The following is an 18,241-nucleotide window of genomic DNA, read 5'->3' on the forward strand; positions in this document are numbered from 1 at the left end:
GAACCGATGACCATCTTCTCCCGACGGCGGATCGCCGTCGCCGCCGTCACGACGGCACTGCTCGCCGCCTCCGCCTGCTCCGGCGGCGGCGACGACAACGGAGGCCAGAGCGCCAGTAACGAACTGACGATGATGGCGCCGCTGTTCGGCACCGCGCCGGATCCGAACGGCGAACTGCAGCAGGCGGTCGAGAAACTGATCGGCAAGAAGCTGCAGATCACCTGGGTGCCGAACGCGGAGTACGGCGACAAGTCGAACGTCACACTCGCGTCGGACAAGATCCCGGACGTGATGGTGGTGAACGAGAAGAGCCCCTCGTTCGTGAAGGCGGCCGAGGCCGGCGCGTTCTGGGACCTGACCGGCAAACTCGACAAGTACCCGAACCTGAAGCCGTCGAACGAGCAGACCGCGAAGAACTCGCAGACCAACGGCAAGACGTACGGCATCTACCGGGTCCGCCCGCTGCTGCGCTCCGGCATCGTGATCCGCAAGGACTGGCTGGCCAAGCTCGGCCTGAAGGAGCCGCAGACCACCGAGGACCTCTACGCCATCGCGAAGGCGTTCACCGAGAAGGACCCGGACGGCAACGGCAAGAAGGACACCTACGGCCTGATCATCCCGAAGTGGCCCGGCAACTACGCGAGTGCCAGCCCGTACGACGTGATCGAGACCTGGTTCGGCGCCCCCAACGGCTGGGGTGAACGCGACGGCAAGCTGGTCCCGGGCTTCGACACCCCCGAGTTCCTGAAGGCCAACGAGTGGCTGCGCGGCTGGGTGAAGGAAGGCCTGGTGAACCCGGACTTCGCGACGCTCGACAGCGCGAACTGGAACGACCCGTTCGTGCAGGGCAAGGGCGGCATGATCATCGACGTGAACGTGCGGGCGACCCAACTGCTCGACCTGTTCAAGGAGAAGAACCCGAAGGACTTCGACAAGGTCACCCTGGTCGGCAACCTGACGGGCCCGGACGGCGCGAAGCACTCCTACCCGTTCACCGGCTACAACATGGTGATGGCGATCTCCAAGCAGCACGTGCGCAGCGAGGACCAGCTCGACCAGGTCCTGCAGACGCTCGACAAGCTGGAGTCGAAGGAGGGCTCGATCCTGCTGACGAACGGGATCGAGGGCCGTAACTTCAAGGTCGACGGGCAGTACGCGGTGCCGGTCGGCCAGGACGACCCCAAGGTGAAGGCGATCCAGAACGACGTGGACAAGGCCTTCATCCAGCTCGGTACCCGGGCATCGGTCGGACTGGGCGCGTACGCGCTGCGGCCGAACGACGAGGCCAGCCGGAAGATGCGGGAGAAGTTCGACGTCCTGATGAACGAGGACCTGAAGACCGCGGTGTTCAACCCGGCGCTCAGCATCATCGCCCCGACCGCCGTGGCGAAGGGCCAGACGCTGGACACGATCGTGCCGGACGCACGGATCAAGTACCTGTCCGGAGCGATCACCGAGGAGCAGCTGAAGGCGCAGATCAAGCGCTGGTACGACAGCGGCGGCACGGACATCGTCAAGGAGGTCAACGACCTCTCCGCCAAGGCCGGCGGCTGACGGGCCCGGGGTCGACAGATGGCCACCGACCTCGTGCCGGAGGTGGTGCAGCCGGCCGCGGATTCTTCGCGGCCGGCGCCCGCCGCCAAGCGCACCCGCCGTACCCGGAACCTGCCCCGGGACCTCTTCCGCTACCGCTGGCTGTACCTGTTGCTGCTGCCCGGTCTCGTGTACTTCGTGGTGTTCAAGTACCTGCCGATGTACGGGCTGACGATCGCGTTCAAGGACTACGTGCCGTTCCTCGGCTACTCCGGCAGCGAGTGGGTCGGACTGAAGCACTTCCAGGAGCTGTTCACCGGCCCGGACTTCGGCCGGCTGCTGTTCAACACCTTGCTGCTCGCCGTGCTGACCATCGTCTTCGTCTTCCCGGCGCCGATCGTGGTCGCGCTGCTGCTGAACGAGCTGCGGATCAACGTCCTGAAGCGGTCAGTGCAGTCGCTGGTCTACATCCCGCACTTCCTGTCCTGGACGATCGTCGCCTCGCTCACCTATCTGTTGTTCTCGGTGGACTTCGGCGTGATCGCGAACTGGATCCACGGGCTCGTCGGCGGGCAGAAGACCGACTACGTCGCCCAGGCGGACTGGTTCCGGCCGCTGATCGTGCTGCAGTTGCTGTGGAAGCAGACCGGCTGGGGCACGATCATCTACCTGGCCGCGCTGGCCGGGGTGGACTCGCAGCTGTACGAGGCGGCCCGGGTGGACGGCGCCGGCCGGTGGCGGCAGTTCTGGCACATCACGCTGCCGGCGATCCAGCCGACGATCGTGGTGATGGCGATCCTGACGTCCGGGCACCTGATGGACTCCGGGTTCGAGCAGATCTGGCTGATGACCACGTCGCTGAACCGCGACGTCGCGGACGTGTTCGACACGTTCGTCTACTACATCGGTATCACCCAGGGCTCGTTCAGCTACGCGACCGCCGTCGGCCTGTTCAAGGGCGTGGTCGGCGTCGTGCTGATCTTCGGCTCCAACCTGCTGGCCAAGCGCCTGGGCCAGCGCGGCCTGTTCTGAGAGGAGGATCGATGAAACAACGAGTGCGGTACTACGACTCCGTCGGGAGCCGGGCCTTCGACGTACTGAACGTCGTGTTCCTGACCGGTCTGGCTCTCGTCACGGTGCTTCCGCTGCTCTACGTGCTCGCCGGGTCGTTCGCGACCGAGTCCGAGATCAGCTCGCGGCCGTTCTTCCTCTGGCCGCACAAGTTCGTCACCGACACCTACCACTACATCTTCTCCACCGACACGTTCGTCCGCGCGTTGCTGACCACGGTCGCGGTGACCGCGGTCGGCACGGTGATCCAGCTGCTGCTGACGCTGACCATGGCGTATCCGCTGGCCAAGCGGTTCCTGCCGGGGCGCGCGCTGGTGCTGAACCTGGTGATCTTCACGCTGGTGTTCAGCGGCGGCATGATCCCGACGTACCTCGTCGTCCGGGATCTCGGGCTGCTGGACAGCTACTGGGCGCTGATCCTGCCGCTGGCGATCAACCCGTTCTACCTGATCGTGGTGAAGAGCTTCTTCCAGGAGTTGCCGGAGGCGCTCGAGGAGGCGGCCCGGATCGACGGCTGCAACGAGCTGAACGTGTTCCTGCGGATCGTGCTGCCGTTGTCGAAGCCGATCATCGCGACGTTCTCGCTGTTCTACGCGGTCGGGATCTGGAACGACTACATGTCGCCATTGCTCTACATCGACGACAGCAAGAAGTGGACGTTGCAGATGATCGTCCGCCAGCTGACCGCGGCGAACGCGGACTCGGCGAACGTGCTGCAGCAGCTGGAGACGGTCACGTTCCCGGAGCAGGGCCTGAAGTTCGCGGTGGTCGTGGTCGCGACGCTGCCGATCCTGTTCTTCTACCCGTTCCTGCAGAAGCACTTCGCGAAGGGCGTCCTGATCGGGTCGGTGAAGGAATGACGACACTGGCGACACTGCAATGGCTCGAAACTCCGTGCCGGCAGGGTACGACGTGGGGCGTTCCGTGGCCGCGCGGCACGGTTGCCGACGGCACCAGCTTCGCCTTGACCGACGGTACGCCGGTGCAGAGCTGGACGACCGCCACCTGGCCGGACGGTTCGGTCAAGTGGTCAGCACACGCGATCGGGCCGCCAGAGCAGCCCGGGCAGCCTGAGTCGTCGTACGAGCTCGTCACCGGCGAGCCCGCGACGCCGGCGTGGCCGGTGACGGTCGAGCGGGTCACCGGCGGGGTACGGGTATCAACCGGCCCTGTCACGTGGGTGCTGCAAGAGCCCTGGCTGATCGCCTCGATCAGCTACGGCGGTCAGGAAACGGTGCAGCACGTCCGGCTGGTCAGTCTGCGGCAGGACCGGCCGGACGACGACCTGGGCGTGTCACGGCAGCAGACGATCGCGGCGGTGGATCGCATCACGGTCGAGCAGGACGGGCCGGTGCGGGCAGTTGTCCGGCTGGAGGGCAAGCACGGCGACTGGCTGCCGTTCTCGGTGCGCGTGTACTTCTACGCGGGCGCGACCGACGTACGGGTCGTGCACAGCTTCGTCTGGGACGGCGATCCGGACCGTGACTTCTTGGCCGGCCTGGGTCTCAGCGCAGACGTGGTGATGCGCGACGAGCCCCACAACCGCCACATCCGACTCGCCGGCCCGTCCGGCTTCCTCACCGAGGCGGTGCGCGGTCTGACCGGTCTGCGCCGCGACCCGGGCGAGGAGGTACGCCGTACGCAGGTCGCCGGCCGCACTGTCGAAGCGATCCCGAACCCGGACGTGGCCGACCGCTTGCACCTCATCCCGCAGTGGAACGACTACACGCTCGACCAGACCAGCGCGGACGGCTTCACGTTGCGCAAGCGCACCGGCGCGGGACAGGGGTGGGTCACCATCCCCTCCGGTACCAGAGCGCCCGGCTACGGGTACGTCGGTGGGGTCAGCGGTGGGCTGGGCTTCGGACTGCGTGACTTCTGGAAACTGCACCCCACCCGGCTGGACATCCGCAACGCGGCCTCCGACGTCGCCACCGCCACCGTGTGGATGTGGTCGCCCGGCGCGCCGGCCATGGATGTGCGGTACTGGCACGACGGCATGGACCAGGACACGTACGCCGAGCAGCTCGAAGGACTCGAGATCACCTACGAGGACTATGAGCCCGGCTTCGGCAACGCCCACGGCGTCGCCCGCACGCATGAGCTCAGCCTGCGTGTGCACAACACCACCCCGTCGTCAGAGGAGCTGTCAGAGCACGCAGCGCTGCTCAACTCCCCCGGCCTACTCACCGTCTCCCCGGCGCGTCTGCTGGAGGCAGGGGTGTTCGGCACCTGGAGCCTGCCCACAGCTGACCACCAAGACATCGAGGCCCGCCTGAACTTCCTGTTCCAGTACTACGTCGGTCAACGCGAGCAGCGCCGCTGGTACGGGTTCTGGGACTACGGCGACGTCATGCACACCTACGACCGCGACCGGCACACGTGGCGGTACGACGTTGGTGGCTACGCCTGGGACAACTCGGAGCTGTCCCCCGACTTGTGGCTCTGGTACCAGTACTTGCGGACCGGCCGCGCTGACGTGTTCCGCTTCGCGGAGGCGATGACGCGGCACACCGGCGAGGTCGACGTCCATCACCTGGGTCATTGGAAGGGCCTGGGGTCGCGGCACAACGTGCAGCACTGGGGCTGCAGCTGCAAGCAGGTGCGGATCTCCAGTGCGATCTACCGGCGCTTCTACTACTACCTGACGGCCGACGAGCGCACGGGCGACCTGATGGACGAGCTGGTGTCCATCGAAGAGGCCTTCCTGGCTGTCGACCCGCAGCGCAAGGTCCGGCCGGACGTCTACACGCCTGACCCGCATGCACTGTCCATCGAGCTGGGTGTGGACTGGGGTGCGCTGGCCGCCGCCTGGCTGACGCGGTGGGAGCGGCACGGGGACGAGCGCGCCCGCGCTCGGCTGGTCGGGACAATGAGCGACATCGCTGCCCTGCACTTCGGCTTCCTCACTGGCAACGCGCGGCTAGACCTCACGACCGGCCGGTTCGACACCAGCCGGCGGGGTATCGCCGTCTCGCACCTGTCGTCGCTCTTCGGGCTGCCCGAGATCTGTTCCGAGCTGATCGACCTGGACCTCGACGTACCCGGGTTCGAGAAGGCCTGGCTCGACTACTGCCGGCTCTACCTGCTCTCGCCCGAGGAGCAGGCCGCGGCGGTCGGCCAGCCCCTGCAGGGCATCTCCCTCGTCCAGGCCCACAGCCGGCTCGCCGCGTACGCCGCCGCGCGCACAGGTGACACCGAGCTGGCCCGGCTGGCCTGGCGCAAGTTCTTCGTCGACGAAGGCGACCAACTCAACCGCAATGCGATGCAACGCGAGGCCGAGTGGAAGACCACCCCGGTCGACGGCGCGCTGATGCCGGTTGACGAGGCCGCGTTCGTGAGTACCAACGGCGCGTCGCAGTACGCGCTGGCAGCGATCCAGAACCTGTCCCTGATTTCAGAACACAGACCTGACAGAGGTGGAGCAGCATGGAGGTCTCCCGACGTACGGTCCTAGCAGGTATGGCCGCAGTACCTGCGGTGTCCCTGCTCGACAACATCCAACCGGCCGCGGCCGCCGAGGCTCCTGAGGTCAGACTCAGCTGGCTCGAGGGCAAGCCCACGACAGCGGCCGTCACCACCTGGGGTACGCCGTGGCCGAAGGGCGTCGTACCAGCGAACCAGTCCTTCGCACTGAAGTCCGCCGACGGCACCGACGTACCGCTGCAGAGCTGGCCGACCGCGTACTGGCCGGACGGCTCGCTCAAGTGGAGCGCCCACGCGATCGCGGTGGACTCCCCCGCCGAGTCGTACACACTCGGTCCCGGTACGGCGACAGCGCCCGCGCGTCCCGTCACCGTCAAGGACGAGAAGCTGTACGTCGACGTCGACACCGGCGTGATCCGGACCCGCATCCGCAAGAGCGGGTCGGAGGTCGTCAGCCAGATCTGGCGTGGTGACGTCCTGATTGCTCACAAGGGCGTGCTGGTCAACCTGAAGCAGGACAAGATCGCCGACGACGAGGACGGCGGCGCGGTCCGGGAGCGGTACGAGAGCGACATCCAGAAGGTCACCGTGGAGCAGGCCGGTCCGGTGCGCGCGGTGGTGAAGGTGGAGGGCCGGCACAAGTCACGCAAAGGCCTTACCTGGTTGCCGTTCTCGGTCCGGCTGTACTTCGTGGCCGGCGCGGAGAACGTGCGGATGGTGCACACGTTCGTGTACGACCGCGACGGGCAGAAGGACTACATCGCCGGTCTGGGTGTGCGGTTCTCGGTGCCGATGCGCGACGCGGCGTACGACCGGCATGTCCGGTTCGTCGGCGAGAGGCACGGGGCGGTGTCCGAGGCGGTGAAGGGCATCACCGGGCTGCGGCGCGACCCGGGTGCCGCCGTCCGGGCGGCGCAGATCGCCGGGACCAAGCTGCCCGATCCGGCGACGTGGGACCAGCGGGTGACGACGCGGCTGCAGTACATCCCCGAGTGGGGCGACTATTCGCTGAGCCAGTTGACCGCGGACGGGTTCACGGTGCGCAAACGCACGAAGAAGGGGTACGGCTGGATCTCGGTCGACCAGGGCAAGCGCGCCTCCGGGCTCGGGTACGTCGGCGGCGTGAGCGGTGGATTCGCCTTCGGGCTGCGGGACTTCTGGCAGCGGCACCCGACGCAGCTGGACATCCGCAAGGCCGCGACCGAGGAAGCCGAGGTCACCGTCTGGCTGTGGTCGCCGGCGGCCGGTGCGATGGATACGCGCTTCTACCACGACGGCATGGGGCAGGACACGTACCCGGAGCAGCTCGAAGGACTGAACATCACCTACGAGGACTACGAGCCCGCGTTCGGTACGCCGTACGGCATCGCCCGGACGTCGGAGCTGACGTTCTGGGCGCTGGAGGCGACGCCGTCGGCCGCGCGGCTGGATGACCTGGCCGACCAGGTCCGGACTCCCCCGCAGCTGATCAACCCGGTGGATCAACTGGTGAGCACCCGGGTGTTCGGCGGCCTGTTCACGCCGGTGGACCGGTCCGTGCCCGCCAAGAAGTCGATCGAGGACCACCTGGACTTCCTGTTCGACTACTACCGCGGCCAGGTCGAGTCCCGGCACTGGTACGGATTCTGGGACTACGGCGACATCATGCACACGTTCGACGAGGACCGGCTCGTGTGGCGGTACGACGTGGGCGGGTACGCGTGGGACAACTCGGAGCTGTCACCGGACCTGTGGCTCTGGTACGCGTTCCTGCGCTCCGGGCGGGCCGACATCTTCCGGTTCGCGGAGGCGATGACCCGGCACACCGGTGAGGTCGACGTCTACCACCTGGGTCAGTGGGCGGGCCTGGGTACGCGGCACGGCGTACAGCACTGGGCGGACAGTGCGAAGCAGCAGCGGATCAGTACGGCGGTGTACCGGCGGTTCTACTACTACCTGACGGCTGACGAGCGGACGGGCGACCTGCTGTCGGAGCTGGTCGACTCGGACAAGACCTTCCTGGTGCTGGATCCGCTCCGGAAGATCCGGACCGAGCCGTACACACCTGACCCGCATGCGTTGTCCATCGGTCTCGGGACGGACTGGAGCGGTCTGGCGGCCGCCTGGCTGACCGAGTGGGAGCGGCAAGGGCCCAAGGCGGCCCTGGCGAAGGCCAAGCTGCTGGGGACGATGGAGACCATCGGTGCGATGCCCAACGGGTTCGTGACCGGCAGCGGGCTCTACGACCTCGACACCGGCCGGTTCGCGCCGGTGACCGAGAAGATCGTGAGTGTGTCGCATCTGAGCGCGATGTTCGGTCAGGTGGAGATCTGCGCCGAGCTGATCGACCTGGTCGACATGCCCGCCTTCGAGGCCGCGTGGCTGCAGTACTGCCGGCTGTTCAACGCGACCCGTGCCGAGCAGACAGCGGAGTGCGGGGCGTACTTCGGCAACCTGATCCTGCGGCAGGGCCATGCCCGCTTGACGGCGTACGCCGCTGTGCGGCTGGACCGGGACGACTTGGCAGCCCGGGCGTGGAAGGACTTCTACACCGGCGACGGCTACGCCCCCAACCTGCCCTGGTCCGCCGAGGACGTGACGACCACCCTCAACCCGACCAAGGCCGCCAAGTGGGTCTCGACGAACACCACAGCCCTCTATGGCCTGGCCGCGATCCAGACGCTCGCCCTGGTCGGCGACCAGATCGTGAATCCGTGAGGTGGGTGCCATGCTGCGCGTGCTCGCCGCAGGGGTCGTGCTGGCGCTCGGTGCACAGCCGATGACGGCCGCCGCAGCGGTCCCGTCGGAGTGCACCGGATCAGCTCCTGTGGTCTGTACGTACGACGTGCCGCCCGGCGACTACGACGTGAAGGTGGTGTTCGGTCCTGAGCACGGGCCGGTCGACGTGGAAGCCGAGGCCCGGCGTCTGGTGGTGTCCGGGAGTACGGAGCCGGTCCTGCGCTTCACCGTCAACGTGCGGGATCCGGAGGGGCAGCAGAACGGCTTCGGCGGGCCGGGTACCCCTGGCCTCACGCTGCGCGTCTCCGGCGCGACCCCGGCGAACGTTGTCGTGACCCCAGCGGCACCCAGCACCCGGCGGGTGTTCCTGGCCGGTGACTCCACGGTCACCGACCAGGAGACAGCGCCCTACACGGGCTGGGGCCAACGGCTGCCCGGCCGGTTCGGGCAGGGGCTGTCGGTCGTGAACCACTCGGGATCGGGTGAGAGCACGGTGTCGTTCCTCGCCGAGCCGGCGATGTGGGCGGCGCTGCGGCCGCAGCTGCGGCCGCGGGACGTCGTACTCGTGCAGTTCGGCCACAACGACAAACAGACGACGGCCGCGCAGTACCGGGCCAACCTGACCGAGATCGTCACCGGCATCCGCTCGGCCGGCGCGACGCCGGTGCTGGTGACGCCGATCGTGCGCCGATGGTTCACCGGGACGAAGCTCAACGCGACCGGCCTGATCGTCAACGGTCTGGGCGTCGATCTCCCGGCCGAGATGCGGTCGGTCGCGGCGGCCGAGCAGGTCGATCTCCTCGACCTCACCGCCCGGACGCAAGGCCTCGTCGAGGCACTCGGCCCGGAGGACGCCAAGGCGCTGTACCTGACCCGGGAGAAGCGCGACGACACCCATACGTCGGAGTACGGCGCCACTGTCTACGCCGGTCTGGTCGCGGCCGGGCTGGCGGAGCTGGGCCTGGTGGAGGACCGCTACTGGAACTGATCGCAACTTTTCGCGCGCCGGCCGCATCTCCCTCAATAGCTGCACGGGGAGTGCGGGAGGGGAGCAAGATGCTGACACGTCGTACGGCGGCCGGCGCGATGGTGGGCGTGCTGGTTGTACTCGTTGCTGGTTGCCGGGGATCCGACCCGGCAGCCGGCGACGCCTTGGGGACCACGCCGACACCCACACGAACGACATCCGCCGTCGCGCCGTCCTCGGCGCCGCCGGCGACAACGCCGGCCGCCACGCCGACGAGCGACATCGCCGGGCTGCCGGCGAGCAAGATCCTCGAGAAGGCGCAGGCCGCCGCGAAGGCCGCGGGCAGCGTGCGGATGAAGGGATCGCTGTCCGACGACGGGGACCGGATCGTGCTGGACATCCGGCTCGCGAAGACCGGCGGTCAGGGCACGATGAGCCTCAACGGGGACGCGTTCTCGCTGATCGTGCTCGGCAAGACCGCCTACCTGAAGATCAGCGACAAGTTCTGGCGCGCGCAGATCACGCCGAAGGCGGACGCGGACGCCGTGATCGCGCTGGTCGGCGGACGCTGGATCAAGACGCCGCTGACCGACAAGGACCTCGGTGAGCTCGCCGCGTTCGCCAGCAAGCCGAAGTTCTTCGACACGCTGTTCGAGCCGACCGGCACGCTCCGCAAGACCGCGCCGCGGACCGTCGACGGCGTGACCGCGATCGGGCTGCGCGACACCGACGGCACCCTCTGGGTCGACACCGCCACCGGACGCCCGGTCCGGCTGGAGTCGTCGAGCAAGGACGCGCTGACGTTCAGCGAGTACGACCAGGTCAGCACGCCGAAGGCCCCGCCGGCCGCGCAGGTGATCGACGGCAAGGCCCTCGGGATGTGACGGTCAGGCGTTGGCCGCTTCCATGATCTCGTCCGAGACGTCTGCCTCGTCGGAGACGAAGTCAAGTACTGCGCGAAGCGCGAACTTCGATGCGCGCGGGCGCGATCAGCCGACGTTTTCCATGATGTCGTCCGACACGTCGAAGTTCGCGTAGACGTTCTGGACGTCGTCGCTGTCCTCGAGGGCGTCGATCAGGCGGAAGATCTTGCCGGCGCCGTCGGCGTCCAGCTCGACCGTCATCGACGGGACGAACTGGACGTCGGCGGAGTCGTAGTCGATCCCGGCGTCCTGCAGCGCCGTCCGGGCCGCGACCATGTCGGTGGCCTCGGTGACGACCTCCCAGGACTCGCCGAGGTCGTTGACCTCGTCGGCGCCGGCCTCGAGCACGGCCTCCATCACGTCGTCCTCGGACAGCGACTTGCCGTCCTGGTCCTTGGCGACGACGATCACGCCCTTGCGGTTGAACAGGTACGCGACCGAGTTCGGGTCGGCGAGCGAGCCGCCGTTGCGCGACATCGCCGTCCGCACGTCGGCGGCGGCCCGGTTCCGGTTGTCGGTGAGGCACTCGACCAGCATCGCCACGCCGTTCGGGCCGTAGCCCTCGTACATGATCGTCTGGTACTCCGCGCCGCCCGCCTCGGCACCCGAGCCGCGCTTGACCGCGCGGTCGATGTTGTCGTTCGGGACCGAGGACTTCTTCGCCTTCTGGATGGCGTCGTACAGGGTCGGGTTCCCGCCGGGGTCGCCACCGCCCATCCGGGCGGCCACCTCGATGTTCTTGATCAGCTTCGCGAAGAGCTTGCCGCGCTTCGCGTCGATGACGGCCTTCTTGTGCTTCGTGGTGGCCCACTTGGAGTGGCCTGACATGGCGAACCCAACCCTTCTACCTACAACACAGACTCAGCGGCCCCGGACCAGATCGGCGAAGTACCCGTGCAGCCTGGCGTCCCCGGTCATCTCCGGATGGAACGAGGTGGCCAGCAGCCGATCGTGGCGGACCGCGACGATCCTACCCGTGGCGGGGCCCGAGCTCACTGTCGAGAGTACCTCCACGTCCCGGCCGACGCGCTCCACCCACGGTGCCCGGATGAATACCGCGTGGTACGGCGTGTCGAACGCAGCGAACTCGAGATCCGCCTCGAACGAGTCCACCTGCCGCCCGAAGGCGTTCCGCCGGACCGTGACGTCGAGCCCGCCGAGCGTCTCCTGGCCCTCGATCCCGCCGGTGATCTCGTTCGCGAGCATGATCATCCCGGCGCAGGTGCCGAACACCGGCATCCCGTCCGCGATCCGCTTCTGCAGCGGCTCGAACAGGTCGAACGCGCGGGCCAGCTTGTCCATCGTGGTCGACTCGCCGCCCGGCAGCACCAGCGCGTCGACCGCGGCGAGCTCCGCGGGCCGGCGGACCGGCACCGCCTCGACGCCGACCTGCTGCAGCATCGCGACGTGCTCCCGCACGTTCCCCTGCAGCGCGAACACACCGATCACGGTCATAGGTTCACTCTCCGTTGCCAGGTCAGCGTGACCTCGATCCGGCCCTCGTCGAACGTCGCCGGCAGGTCGTGCTGCCGGAGCAGGGCGAGCACGTCCTCCAGCAGCGGCTCACCGGGCGCGACGTTGGCGGTGTCCGGGTGCCAGAGCTTCAGCTCGAGCATCCCGAAGTCGACCGCGTGCCAGACGTCGGTGTCGGTGAAGAACACCAGGCCCTGCGGCTGCTCCGCGGACTCCAGCGCCTTCCGGGCCGCGTGGTGGTCCGACGTGTACCGGACCACGACCAGGCCCAGCGACTCCAGCTCGGCCAGTACGGCGTCCAGCCGGTCCGGGTCCGTCGTCGCCGGCCAGCTGGAAGCGTCCTCGTTGAGGTCCATCACCGCCTCGCCGATCAGCAGCGGCACGAGCGCGGCCGGGTCCATCGAGGGCGCGTCCTCCGACACCGCCTCGGTCAGCGCGGCCGTGATCGCGGCGTGGTCGGCGTACCCGGACCGGACCAGCACGCGGGCCAGTCCGCGCAGCTCCCGGGCGGTCCGCTCGTCCACCGACGGCAGCCCGCCCGGGCTCTTGGCCGACGTCACCAGCCGCGCTCGGCGAGACGGTGCGGCTGCGGGATCTCGTCGACGTTGATGCCGACCATCGCCTCGCCCAGACCGCGGGAGACCTTGGCGATCACGTCCGGGTCGTCGTAGAAGGTGGTCGCCTTGACGATCGCCTCGGCGCGCTGCGCCGGGTTGCCGGACTTGAAGATGCCGGAGCCGACGAAGACACCCTCGGCGCCGAGCTGCATCATCATCGCGGCGTCGGCCGGGGTGGCGATCCCGCCGGCGGTGAACAGCACGACCGGCAGCTTGCCCAGCGCGGCGACCTCCTTGACCAGCTCGTACGGCGCCTGCAGCTCCTTCGCCGCGACGTACAGCTCGTCCTCCGGGAGGTTCTGCAGCTTGCGGATCTCCTGGCGGATCTGGCGCATGTGGGTGGTCGCGTTGGAGACGTCACCGGTGCCGGCCTCGCCCTTGGAGCGGATCATCGCCGCGCCCTCGGTGATCCGGCGCAGCGCCTCGCCCAGGTTGGTCGCGCCGCAGACGAACGGTACGGTGAACTGCCACTTGTCGATGTGGTTGGCGTAGTCGGCCGGGGTGAGCACCTCGGACTCGTCGATGTAGTCCACCCCGAGGCTCTGCAGCACCTGCGCCTCGACGAAGTGACCGATCCGGGCCTTGGCCATCACCGGGATCGAGACGGCGTTGATGATGCCGTCGATCATGTCCGGGTCGCTCATCCGGGAGACGCCGCCCTGCGCGCGGATGTCGGCCGGGACCCGCTCCAGCGCCATCACCGCGACCGCGCCGGCGTCCTCGGCGATCTTGGCCTGCTCGGCGGTGACGACGTCCATGATCACGCCGCCCTTGAGCATCTCGGCCATGCCGCGCTTCACCTTGGCGGTACCGGTCTGCGGGGTCTGGTTCTCCGTCACTACTTCCTCCTGGTCGTGGGCTCACTGCCCAGGTTAGGAGGTGACGAGCATCGATCTTCAGTCCACCGTGGATCAAGTGGACTGAAGCGCCTCCTCCAGCCGCGCGACCACGAGCCGGAGCGTTGCCGGCGGGGCGGTGAACGGGATCCGGATGTGCCGGCGATCGGTGGCGTCCGGCGTGAAGAGGTCGCCGGCGCCCAGCAGCAGGCCCTGTTCGCGGGCTGCGTCCAGGACGCGGCGGGCGCGCGTCTCGGTCAGCTCGAGCCACAGCGTCATACCGCCCGTCGGCGTGGGCCACGCCACACCGCCGAGCGTCCGGAGTCCGGTCTCCAGCGCGTTCAGGTTGGCCCGCAGCCTGGTCCGGCGCCGGCCGATCACCTTGTCCAGCTTCGGCACGATCGCCCGAGCCAGCAGATCATCCAGTGCGCTGGGCGAGGGCACACTCAGCTGAGCCGCGGTATTGATCCGCCGCCGCAACTGCTTCCCCGTCCGGACCCACCCGACCCGCAACCCGCCCCATACGGTCTTGGACAGCGAGCCCACACTCACCGTTCTGGGATAGCGGCTCAGCGGCTCGGCCTGCTCCCCGTTCGCCAGCCACAGCGGCCGCAGGGTCTCGTCGCTGATCAGCGCGGCGCCGTACCTGCGTGCTATCTCGACAACGGCCTGCCGCCGGTCTGCGGGCAGGCTGAGACCAGTGGGGTTGTGGTTGTCGGCCTGCAGATAGATGACCTTCGGCCGGTGCCGCCGACAGAGGTGAGCCAGCTGGTCGGTGTCCCAGACACCCGCAGGCCAGCCCGCCACGTCGAGCCGGTGTTTGCGCAGCAGGTCGAAGGCAGCCGGGTACGTCGGGGTCTCGGTGATCGCTACGCCCGGTCCGAGGTCCAGTCCGGCCAGTGCCGCGTTCAGACCGGCTGCTGCGCCGACCGTGAGGGTCAGTTGCTCGGGCTCGGTCGGTACACCCTCTGCGGTCAGACGCTCGGCCAGCGCGGCACGGAGCTCCTGCGATCCACCTGGCGGTGGCCCGTCGCCTCCCATCGCCTGCGGCAGTCCGTCCTGCACGATCTGCGCCGCCGCCTCAGCCACGTCGTGCGGCGCGGCCGTGGTGGCGAACCGCAGGTCCAGCACGGGCCTGTCCCCTGCCGTGACTGTTGACGCCGGCGCGACCGGGTCGAGCAGCCGGTCCAGTGGCCGCACCACTGTCCCGGAGCCGCGTTTGGTCTCCAGTACGCCGTCGCGCCGCAGGTTCTCCAGGGCTCGTACGACGGTCACGCGGCTGACCTCGAGCCGCTCCGCCAGCACCCGCTCCGACGGCAGCCGGGACCCGATCGACAGGTCGCCGCGCTCGATCCGCCGCAGGACCAGCCCCTCCACCTGCTCGGTCTTGGTCCCGTCCGCCGCGTCCAGATCCCCCGCCCGCCACATAAGTCCAGTCTGCCACAACTGGCCTCATGAGCTGCGGACTGTCCGTCGCGGGTGCTTGGATTTGCCCATGGACGAACGGTGGCTGATCGCTCCGGAGGAGGGCGGCGGGGCGATGCTCGTCGCCCTGCACCCGGACGGGCAGCCGGCCGGGGAGGTCGTGCACGAGCCCGACCTGGTCGCGTCCGTGGCGTCGCGGCCGCAGGTCACCCGGTGGGTGTGGCGTTCGTCGGCGGAGATCTACCCGCGGCTGCTCGCCGCCGGCGTGCGGGTGGACCGGTGCTACGACATCGAGAACTCCGAGGGTCTCCTGCTCGGCCACGAGGGTCGGCTCGGCGAGCCACGGTCCGCGGCGGCGGCCTGGGCGCGGCTCAGCGGTCGCCCGGTCCCGGCGGATCCGCCGCTGCGCGCCGTCGTGCCGGGCGAGCAGTCGTCGCTGTTCGAGATCGCTGTCGAGCCGGTCCCGTTCGAGGCGCTGCTGCGGGTGTATGCCGATCAGCTCCGGCGGCACGCCCTGGCCGAGCATCCCGACCGGATGCGGTTGCTCACGGCATCGGAGTCGTCCGCGATGCTGGTCGCGGCCGAGATGGACCTGGCCGGGCTGCCGTGGAGCGCGGACGCGCACCGGGAGGTGCTGAGCGAGCTGCTCGGCGAACGGTTCGCCGGCTCGGGTGAGCCGCGGCGGCTGACCGAGCTCGCCGACGAGATCTCCGCGGCGTTCGGGCACCGGGTGCGGCCCGAGCTGCCGGCCGACGTACTGAAGGCGTTCAAGCAGGCCGGGTATCAGGTGAAGTCGACGCGCAAGTGGGAGCTCGAGCACCTCGACCATCCGGCGGTCGCGCCGCTGCTGGAGTACAAGAAGCTCTACCGGATCTACACGGCGAACGGCTGGTCCTGGCTGAACGACTGGGTCCACGACGGGCGTTTCCGTCCCGGGTTCCTGCCCGGCGGGACCGTGTCCGGGCGCTGGGTCACCAACGGTGGCGGCGGGCTCCAGATCCCGAAGGTGATCCGCCGCGCGGTGGTCGCCGACCCCGGGTGGCGGCTGGTGGTCGCCGACGCGTCCCAGCTCGAGCCGCGGGTGCTCGCCGCGATCTCCCGCGACCGGGCTTTGATGGAGGTCGCCGCCGACCCCGGGGACCTCTACAAGGCCGTCTCGGACCAGGCGTTCTCCGGCGACCGCGCGCAGGCGAAGCTCGCCGTCCTGGGCGCGATCTACGGGCAGACGTCGGGCGACGGCCTGAAGAATCTCGCGATGCTACGCAAACGGTTCCCGCAAGCGGTCGCGTACGTCGACGACGCGGCACGCGCCGGCGAGGAGGGCCGGCTCGTCCGCACGTACCTGGGCCGGACCTGCCCGCCGAGCGGTCATCCCCTGGACGAGGCCATGCTGGAGGGTCCGCCCGCCGATATCCCCACCACAGACCCCCGCCACGCCAGAGCCCGCGGCCGCTTCACCAGAAACTTCGTGGTCCAAGGCAGCGCCGCCGACTGGGCCCTCCTCCTCCTCGCCGCCCTCCGCCAATCCCTTGCCTCACTCAAGGCGGAGCTCGTCTTCTTCCAGCACGACGAGGTCATCGTCCACTGCCCCACCGAAGAAGCCGACCAGGTAACCCAAGCCATCCAGCACGCCAGCAACCTCGCAGGCACCCTGACCTTCGGCCCCACCCCCACCAACTTCGCCTTCACCACCGCCACCGTGGAGGTCTACGCCGACGCCAAGTAGCTCAGAGCGTCGCCGGGAGTTCGTACAGCCGGTGGTTCGTGGTTTCGAAGGCGGTGATCTCGGCGATTCGGCCGGATTCCATGCGGAAGACGTCGAGGGCGAAGAGATGGTTCTCCAGGTAGGCGGCGAGGGTGGGTTGGTGGTTGATGGTGGTGGGGACGAAGCGCCAGTGGCCGCGATAGGTGGGGTTGAGGTTGGGCGTCAGGGAGCGGATCGCGTCGTCGATGCCTGAGAACCAGAACGGGTACGGCGGCATGGTGATGCGGATGTCTTCGTGCATGAGGGCCGCGAGCGCGGCGGGGTCGGCGTTGTCCCAGGCGGTCAGATAGCGGCGGAGGAGTTGGCGTTCGGCCTCGGACGAGTCCCTGGCCGACCACTCCGAGCGGTGCGACGGGAGGTGGTCGCGCAGGACCGGGCGGGCGCGTTGGAGGGCGGAGTTGACCGCCGCGACGGACAGGTCGACGGCGGCCGCGGTCTCGCGTGCGGACCAGCCGAGGACGTCGCGGAAGATGAGAACGGCGCGCTGCCGCGCGGGCAGGTGCTGGATCGCGATCAGGAACGCCAGCTCGATCGTCTCCCGGCGGATCGCGACCGCGTCCGGCTCCTCGGCCCGGTCCAGCAGTACGTCGGGGAACGGCTGCAACCACGGCAGGTCCTCCCGCGCCGGCAACGCTGTCGCGGGGAACGAGGCCGGCTCCAACTGGTACGGCAGCACCCGCCGCGGCCGTCGTACGTCGATGCACGCGTTCGTCGCGATCCGGTAGAGCCAGGCCCGCACCGACGACCGCCCCTCGAACTCCCCTCGGGCCCGCCACGCCCGCAAGAACGTCTCCTGCACCAGATCCTCGGCCTCGTCGTACGACCCGAGCATCCGGTAGCAGTGCACCCGCAACTCGTGCCGGTACCGCTCCAGCTCCTCCTCGAAGCTGCTCATCGTCCGTCCTCCAGCTCGATCGTGGTCGGCATCGGGGCACGACCGGCGAGGCGAAACCACGTGACGAGGCGGCGCCGCCGGAGTTCGCGGGTGGAAACGACGACGTCGTTGTGGAACCGCCGCGCCAACTGGACGCGGCGCATGGCCAGGGTCAGTTCTCCTGCCCAGGGTTCGATCTCGGTGCCCGTGGCGTGGATCGCGCGGGTGAGCGCGGACTCGGCCTGCTCGCGGACCTCGATCGCGTCCAGCGAGGCGGCGCGGGCGCGATGGGCGGCGTCGAGCAGGAGCAGCGCGGACGCCGGGTCCAGGATGTCGCTGCCGGCCAGCTCAGCCACCAGGGCAGAGCGGCGCGCGAGTTCGGTCTCCAGCGCCGCGCGAGCAAGCTCCACACGGTGATGCAGCCGGTCGAGCCGCCCGGCGGTCCAGCTCGCGTAGGCGCCGAACAACAACAGCACCGCCCCCACGGCGAGCAGCACCCAGGAGATCTCCACACCCCAACCCAACCTCACCGCCCGGCCCACCACCACCCGGCCCCGGCCATTACGGAGCGCTGACGGTCCGTCCGGATTCGGTAGTCATCGCGGTCAGCGCG

The 18,241-nt window shown here is 68.9% G+C and carries 15 protein-coding genes; 8 read left to right on the plus strand and 7 right to left on the minus strand.

Annotated features, from left to right (window positions below; genetic code table 11):
• Nucleotides 1-6: 6 nt before the first annotated feature.
• The 7 genes from ABZW60_RS19115 (at nucleotide 7) to ABZW60_RS19145 (ending at nucleotide 10,599) form a co-directional block, all read left to right on the plus strand.
• Nucleotides 7-1,554: an extracellular solute-binding protein gene (locus ABZW60_RS19115; RefSeq protein ID WP_355478502.1), complete on the plus strand. Its 1,548-nt coding sequence runs from the start codon at nucleotides 7-9 to the stop codon at nucleotides 1,552-1,554.
• An 18-nt stretch (nucleotides 1,555-1,572) separates the two neighbouring features.
• Nucleotides 1,573-2,565, plus strand: a complete 993-nt coding sequence (locus ABZW60_RS19120) for an ABC transporter permease subunit (protein WP_355478504.1) — start codon at nucleotides 1,573-1,575, stop codon at nucleotides 2,563-2,565.
• A gap of 11 nt (nucleotides 2,566-2,576) precedes the next feature.
• Nucleotides 2,577-3,464 (plus strand): carbohydrate ABC transporter permease, encoded by an 888-nt coding sequence (locus ABZW60_RS19125; RefSeq protein WP_355478506.1) that lies wholly within the window; start codon nucleotides 2,577-2,579, stop codon nucleotides 3,462-3,464.
• Nucleotides 3,461-6,061 carry a Tat pathway signal sequence domain protein gene (locus tag ABZW60_RS19130; protein ID WP_355478507.1) on the plus strand — a complete coding sequence of 867 codons (2,601 nt, stop codon included), beginning with the start codon at nucleotides 3,461-3,463 and terminating at the stop codon, nucleotides 6,059-6,061. Before ABZW60_RS19125 ends, ABZW60_RS19130 begins: the two co-directional genes overlap by 4 nt.
• A 5-nt stretch (nucleotides 6,062-6,066) precedes the next feature.
• Nucleotides 6,067-8,727: a Tat pathway signal sequence domain protein gene (locus ABZW60_RS19135; RefSeq protein ID WP_355478508.1), complete on the plus strand. Its 2,661-nt coding sequence runs from the start codon at nucleotides 6,067-6,069 to the stop codon at nucleotides 8,725-8,727.
• Between the two features lie 10 nt (nucleotides 8,728-8,737).
• On the plus strand, nucleotides 8,738-9,736 hold the full coding sequence (locus ABZW60_RS19140; protein WP_355478510.1) for a rhamnogalacturonan acetylesterase: 999 nt from the start codon (nucleotides 8,738-8,740) through the stop codon (nucleotides 9,734-9,736).
• A 68-nt stretch (nucleotides 9,737-9,804) separates the two neighbouring features.
• Nucleotides 9,805-10,599, plus strand: a complete 795-nt coding sequence (locus ABZW60_RS19145) for a hypothetical protein (RefSeq protein ID WP_355478512.1) — start codon at nucleotides 9,805-9,807, stop codon at nucleotides 10,597-10,599.
• A 105-nt stretch (nucleotides 10,600-10,704) separates the two neighbouring features.
• Here ABZW60_RS19145 and ABZW60_RS19150 read toward each other — a convergent pair whose 3' ends face one another.
• The 5 genes from ABZW60_RS19150 to ABZW60_RS19170 all read right to left on the minus strand — a co-directional run bounded on the left by ABZW60_RS19150 (nucleotide 10,705) and on the right by ABZW60_RS19170 (nucleotide 14,992).
• Complete coding sequence (locus tag ABZW60_RS19150) at nucleotides 10,705-11,466, minus strand: YebC/PmpR family DNA-binding transcriptional regulator (RefSeq protein WP_355478514.1); 762 nt, start codon at nucleotides 11,464-11,466, stop codon at nucleotides 10,705-10,707.
• Between the two features lie 33 nt (nucleotides 11,467-11,499).
• On the minus strand, nucleotides 11,500-12,093 hold the full coding sequence (pdxT, locus tag ABZW60_RS19155) for a pyridoxal 5'-phosphate synthase glutaminase subunit PdxT (protein ID WP_355478516.1): 594 nt from the start codon (nucleotides 12,091-12,093) through the stop codon (nucleotides 11,500-11,502).
• Nucleotides 12,090-12,671, minus strand: coding sequence for a hypothetical protein (locus ABZW60_RS19160; RefSeq protein WP_355478518.1), 582 nt, complete (start codon nucleotides 12,669-12,671; stop codon nucleotides 12,090-12,092). The genes pdxT and ABZW60_RS19160 overlap by 4 nt, the downstream gene beginning before the upstream one ends.
• Nucleotides 12,668-13,567: a pyridoxal 5'-phosphate synthase lyase subunit PdxS gene (gene pdxS, locus ABZW60_RS19165; RefSeq protein WP_355478519.1), complete on the minus strand. Its 900-nt coding sequence runs from the start codon at nucleotides 13,565-13,567 to the stop codon at nucleotides 12,668-12,670. Before pdxS ends, ABZW60_RS19160 begins: the two co-directional genes overlap by 4 nt.
• Nucleotides 13,568-13,639: 72 nt before the next feature.
• Nucleotides 13,640-14,992 carry a PLP-dependent aminotransferase family protein gene (locus ABZW60_RS19170; protein WP_355478521.1) on the minus strand — a complete coding sequence of 451 codons (1,353 nt, stop codon included), beginning with the start codon at nucleotides 14,990-14,992 and terminating at the stop codon, nucleotides 13,640-13,642.
• Nucleotides 14,993-15,059: 67 nt separating this feature from the next.
• On the opposite strand from ABZW60_RS19170, the gene ABZW60_RS19175 reads away from it, so the two are divergent.
• The gene (locus ABZW60_RS19175; protein WP_355478522.1) at nucleotides 15,060-16,715 is read left to right on the plus strand and encodes a bifunctional 3'-5' exonuclease/DNA polymerase; all 1,656 of its coding nucleotides are present in this window, start codon (nucleotides 15,060-15,062) and stop codon (nucleotides 16,713-16,715) included.
• Nucleotide 16,716: 1 nt separating this feature from the next.
• Here ABZW60_RS19175 and ABZW60_RS19180 read toward each other — a convergent pair whose 3' ends face one another.
• A complete protein-coding gene (locus ABZW60_RS19180) occupies nucleotides 16,717-17,649 on the minus strand; it encodes an RNA polymerase subunit sigma-70 (protein WP_355478524.1) in 933 nt (310 codons plus the stop codon).
• On the minus strand, nucleotides 17,646-18,140 hold the full coding sequence (locus ABZW60_RS19185) for a hypothetical protein (protein WP_355478526.1): 495 nt from the start codon (nucleotides 18,138-18,140) through the stop codon (nucleotides 17,646-17,648). Before ABZW60_RS19185 ends, ABZW60_RS19180 begins: the two co-directional genes overlap by 4 nt.
• Nucleotides 18,141-18,241 lie beyond the last annotated feature (101 nt).

The organism is Kribbella sp. NPDC003557, assembly GCF_040610805.1.
Taxonomy (GTDB): Bacteria; Actinomycetota; Actinomycetes; order Propionibacteriales; family Kribbellaceae; genus Kribbella.

What these genes read in the sequence shown, in the direction of transcription:
- ABZW60_RS19115 (WP_355478502.1), top strand. Translation starts at nt 7, where the DNA reads ATGACCATCTTCTCCCGACGGCGGATCGCCGTCGCCGCCGTCACGACG.
- ABZW60_RS19120 (WP_355478504.1), top strand. Translation starts at nt 1,573, where the DNA reads ATGGCCACCGACCTCGTGCCGGAGGTGGTGCAGCCGGCCGCGGATTCT.
- ABZW60_RS19125 (WP_355478506.1), top strand. Translation starts at nt 2,577, where the DNA reads ATGAAACAACGAGTGCGGTACTACGACTCCGTCGGGAGCCGGGCCTTC.
- ABZW60_RS19130 (WP_355478507.1), top strand. Translation starts at nt 3,461, where the DNA reads ATGACGACACTGGCGACACTGCAATGGCTCGAAACTCCGTGCCGGCAG.
- ABZW60_RS19135 (WP_355478508.1), top strand. Translation starts at nt 6,067, where the DNA reads ATGGCCGCAGTACCTGCGGTGTCCCTGCTCGACAACATCCAACCGGCC.
- ABZW60_RS19140 (WP_355478510.1), top strand. Translation starts at nt 8,738, where the DNA reads ATGCTGCGCGTGCTCGCCGCAGGGGTCGTGCTGGCGCTCGGTGCACAG.
- ABZW60_RS19145 (WP_355478512.1), top strand. Translation starts at nt 9,805, where the DNA reads ATGCTGACACGTCGTACGGCGGCCGGCGCGATGGTGGGCGTGCTGGTT.
- ABZW60_RS19150 (WP_355478514.1), bottom strand. Translation starts at nt 11,466, where the DNA reads ATGTCAGGCCACTCCAAGTGGGCCACCACGAAGCACAAGAAGGCCGTC.
- pdxT (WP_355478516.1), bottom strand. Translation starts at nt 12,093, where the DNA reads ATGACCGTGATCGGTGTGTTCGCGCTGCAGGGGAACGTGCGGGAGCAC.
- ABZW60_RS19170 (WP_355478521.1), bottom strand. Translation starts at nt 14,992, where the DNA reads ATGTGGCGGGCGGGGGATCTGGACGCGGCGGACGGGACCAAGACCGAG.
- ABZW60_RS19175 (WP_355478522.1), top strand. Translation starts at nt 15,060, where the DNA reads ATGGACGAACGGTGGCTGATCGCTCCGGAGGAGGGCGGCGGGGCGATG.
- ABZW60_RS19180 (WP_355478524.1), bottom strand. Translation starts at nt 17,649, where the DNA reads ATGAGCAGCTTCGAGGAGGAGCTGGAGCGGTACCGGCACGAGTTGCGG.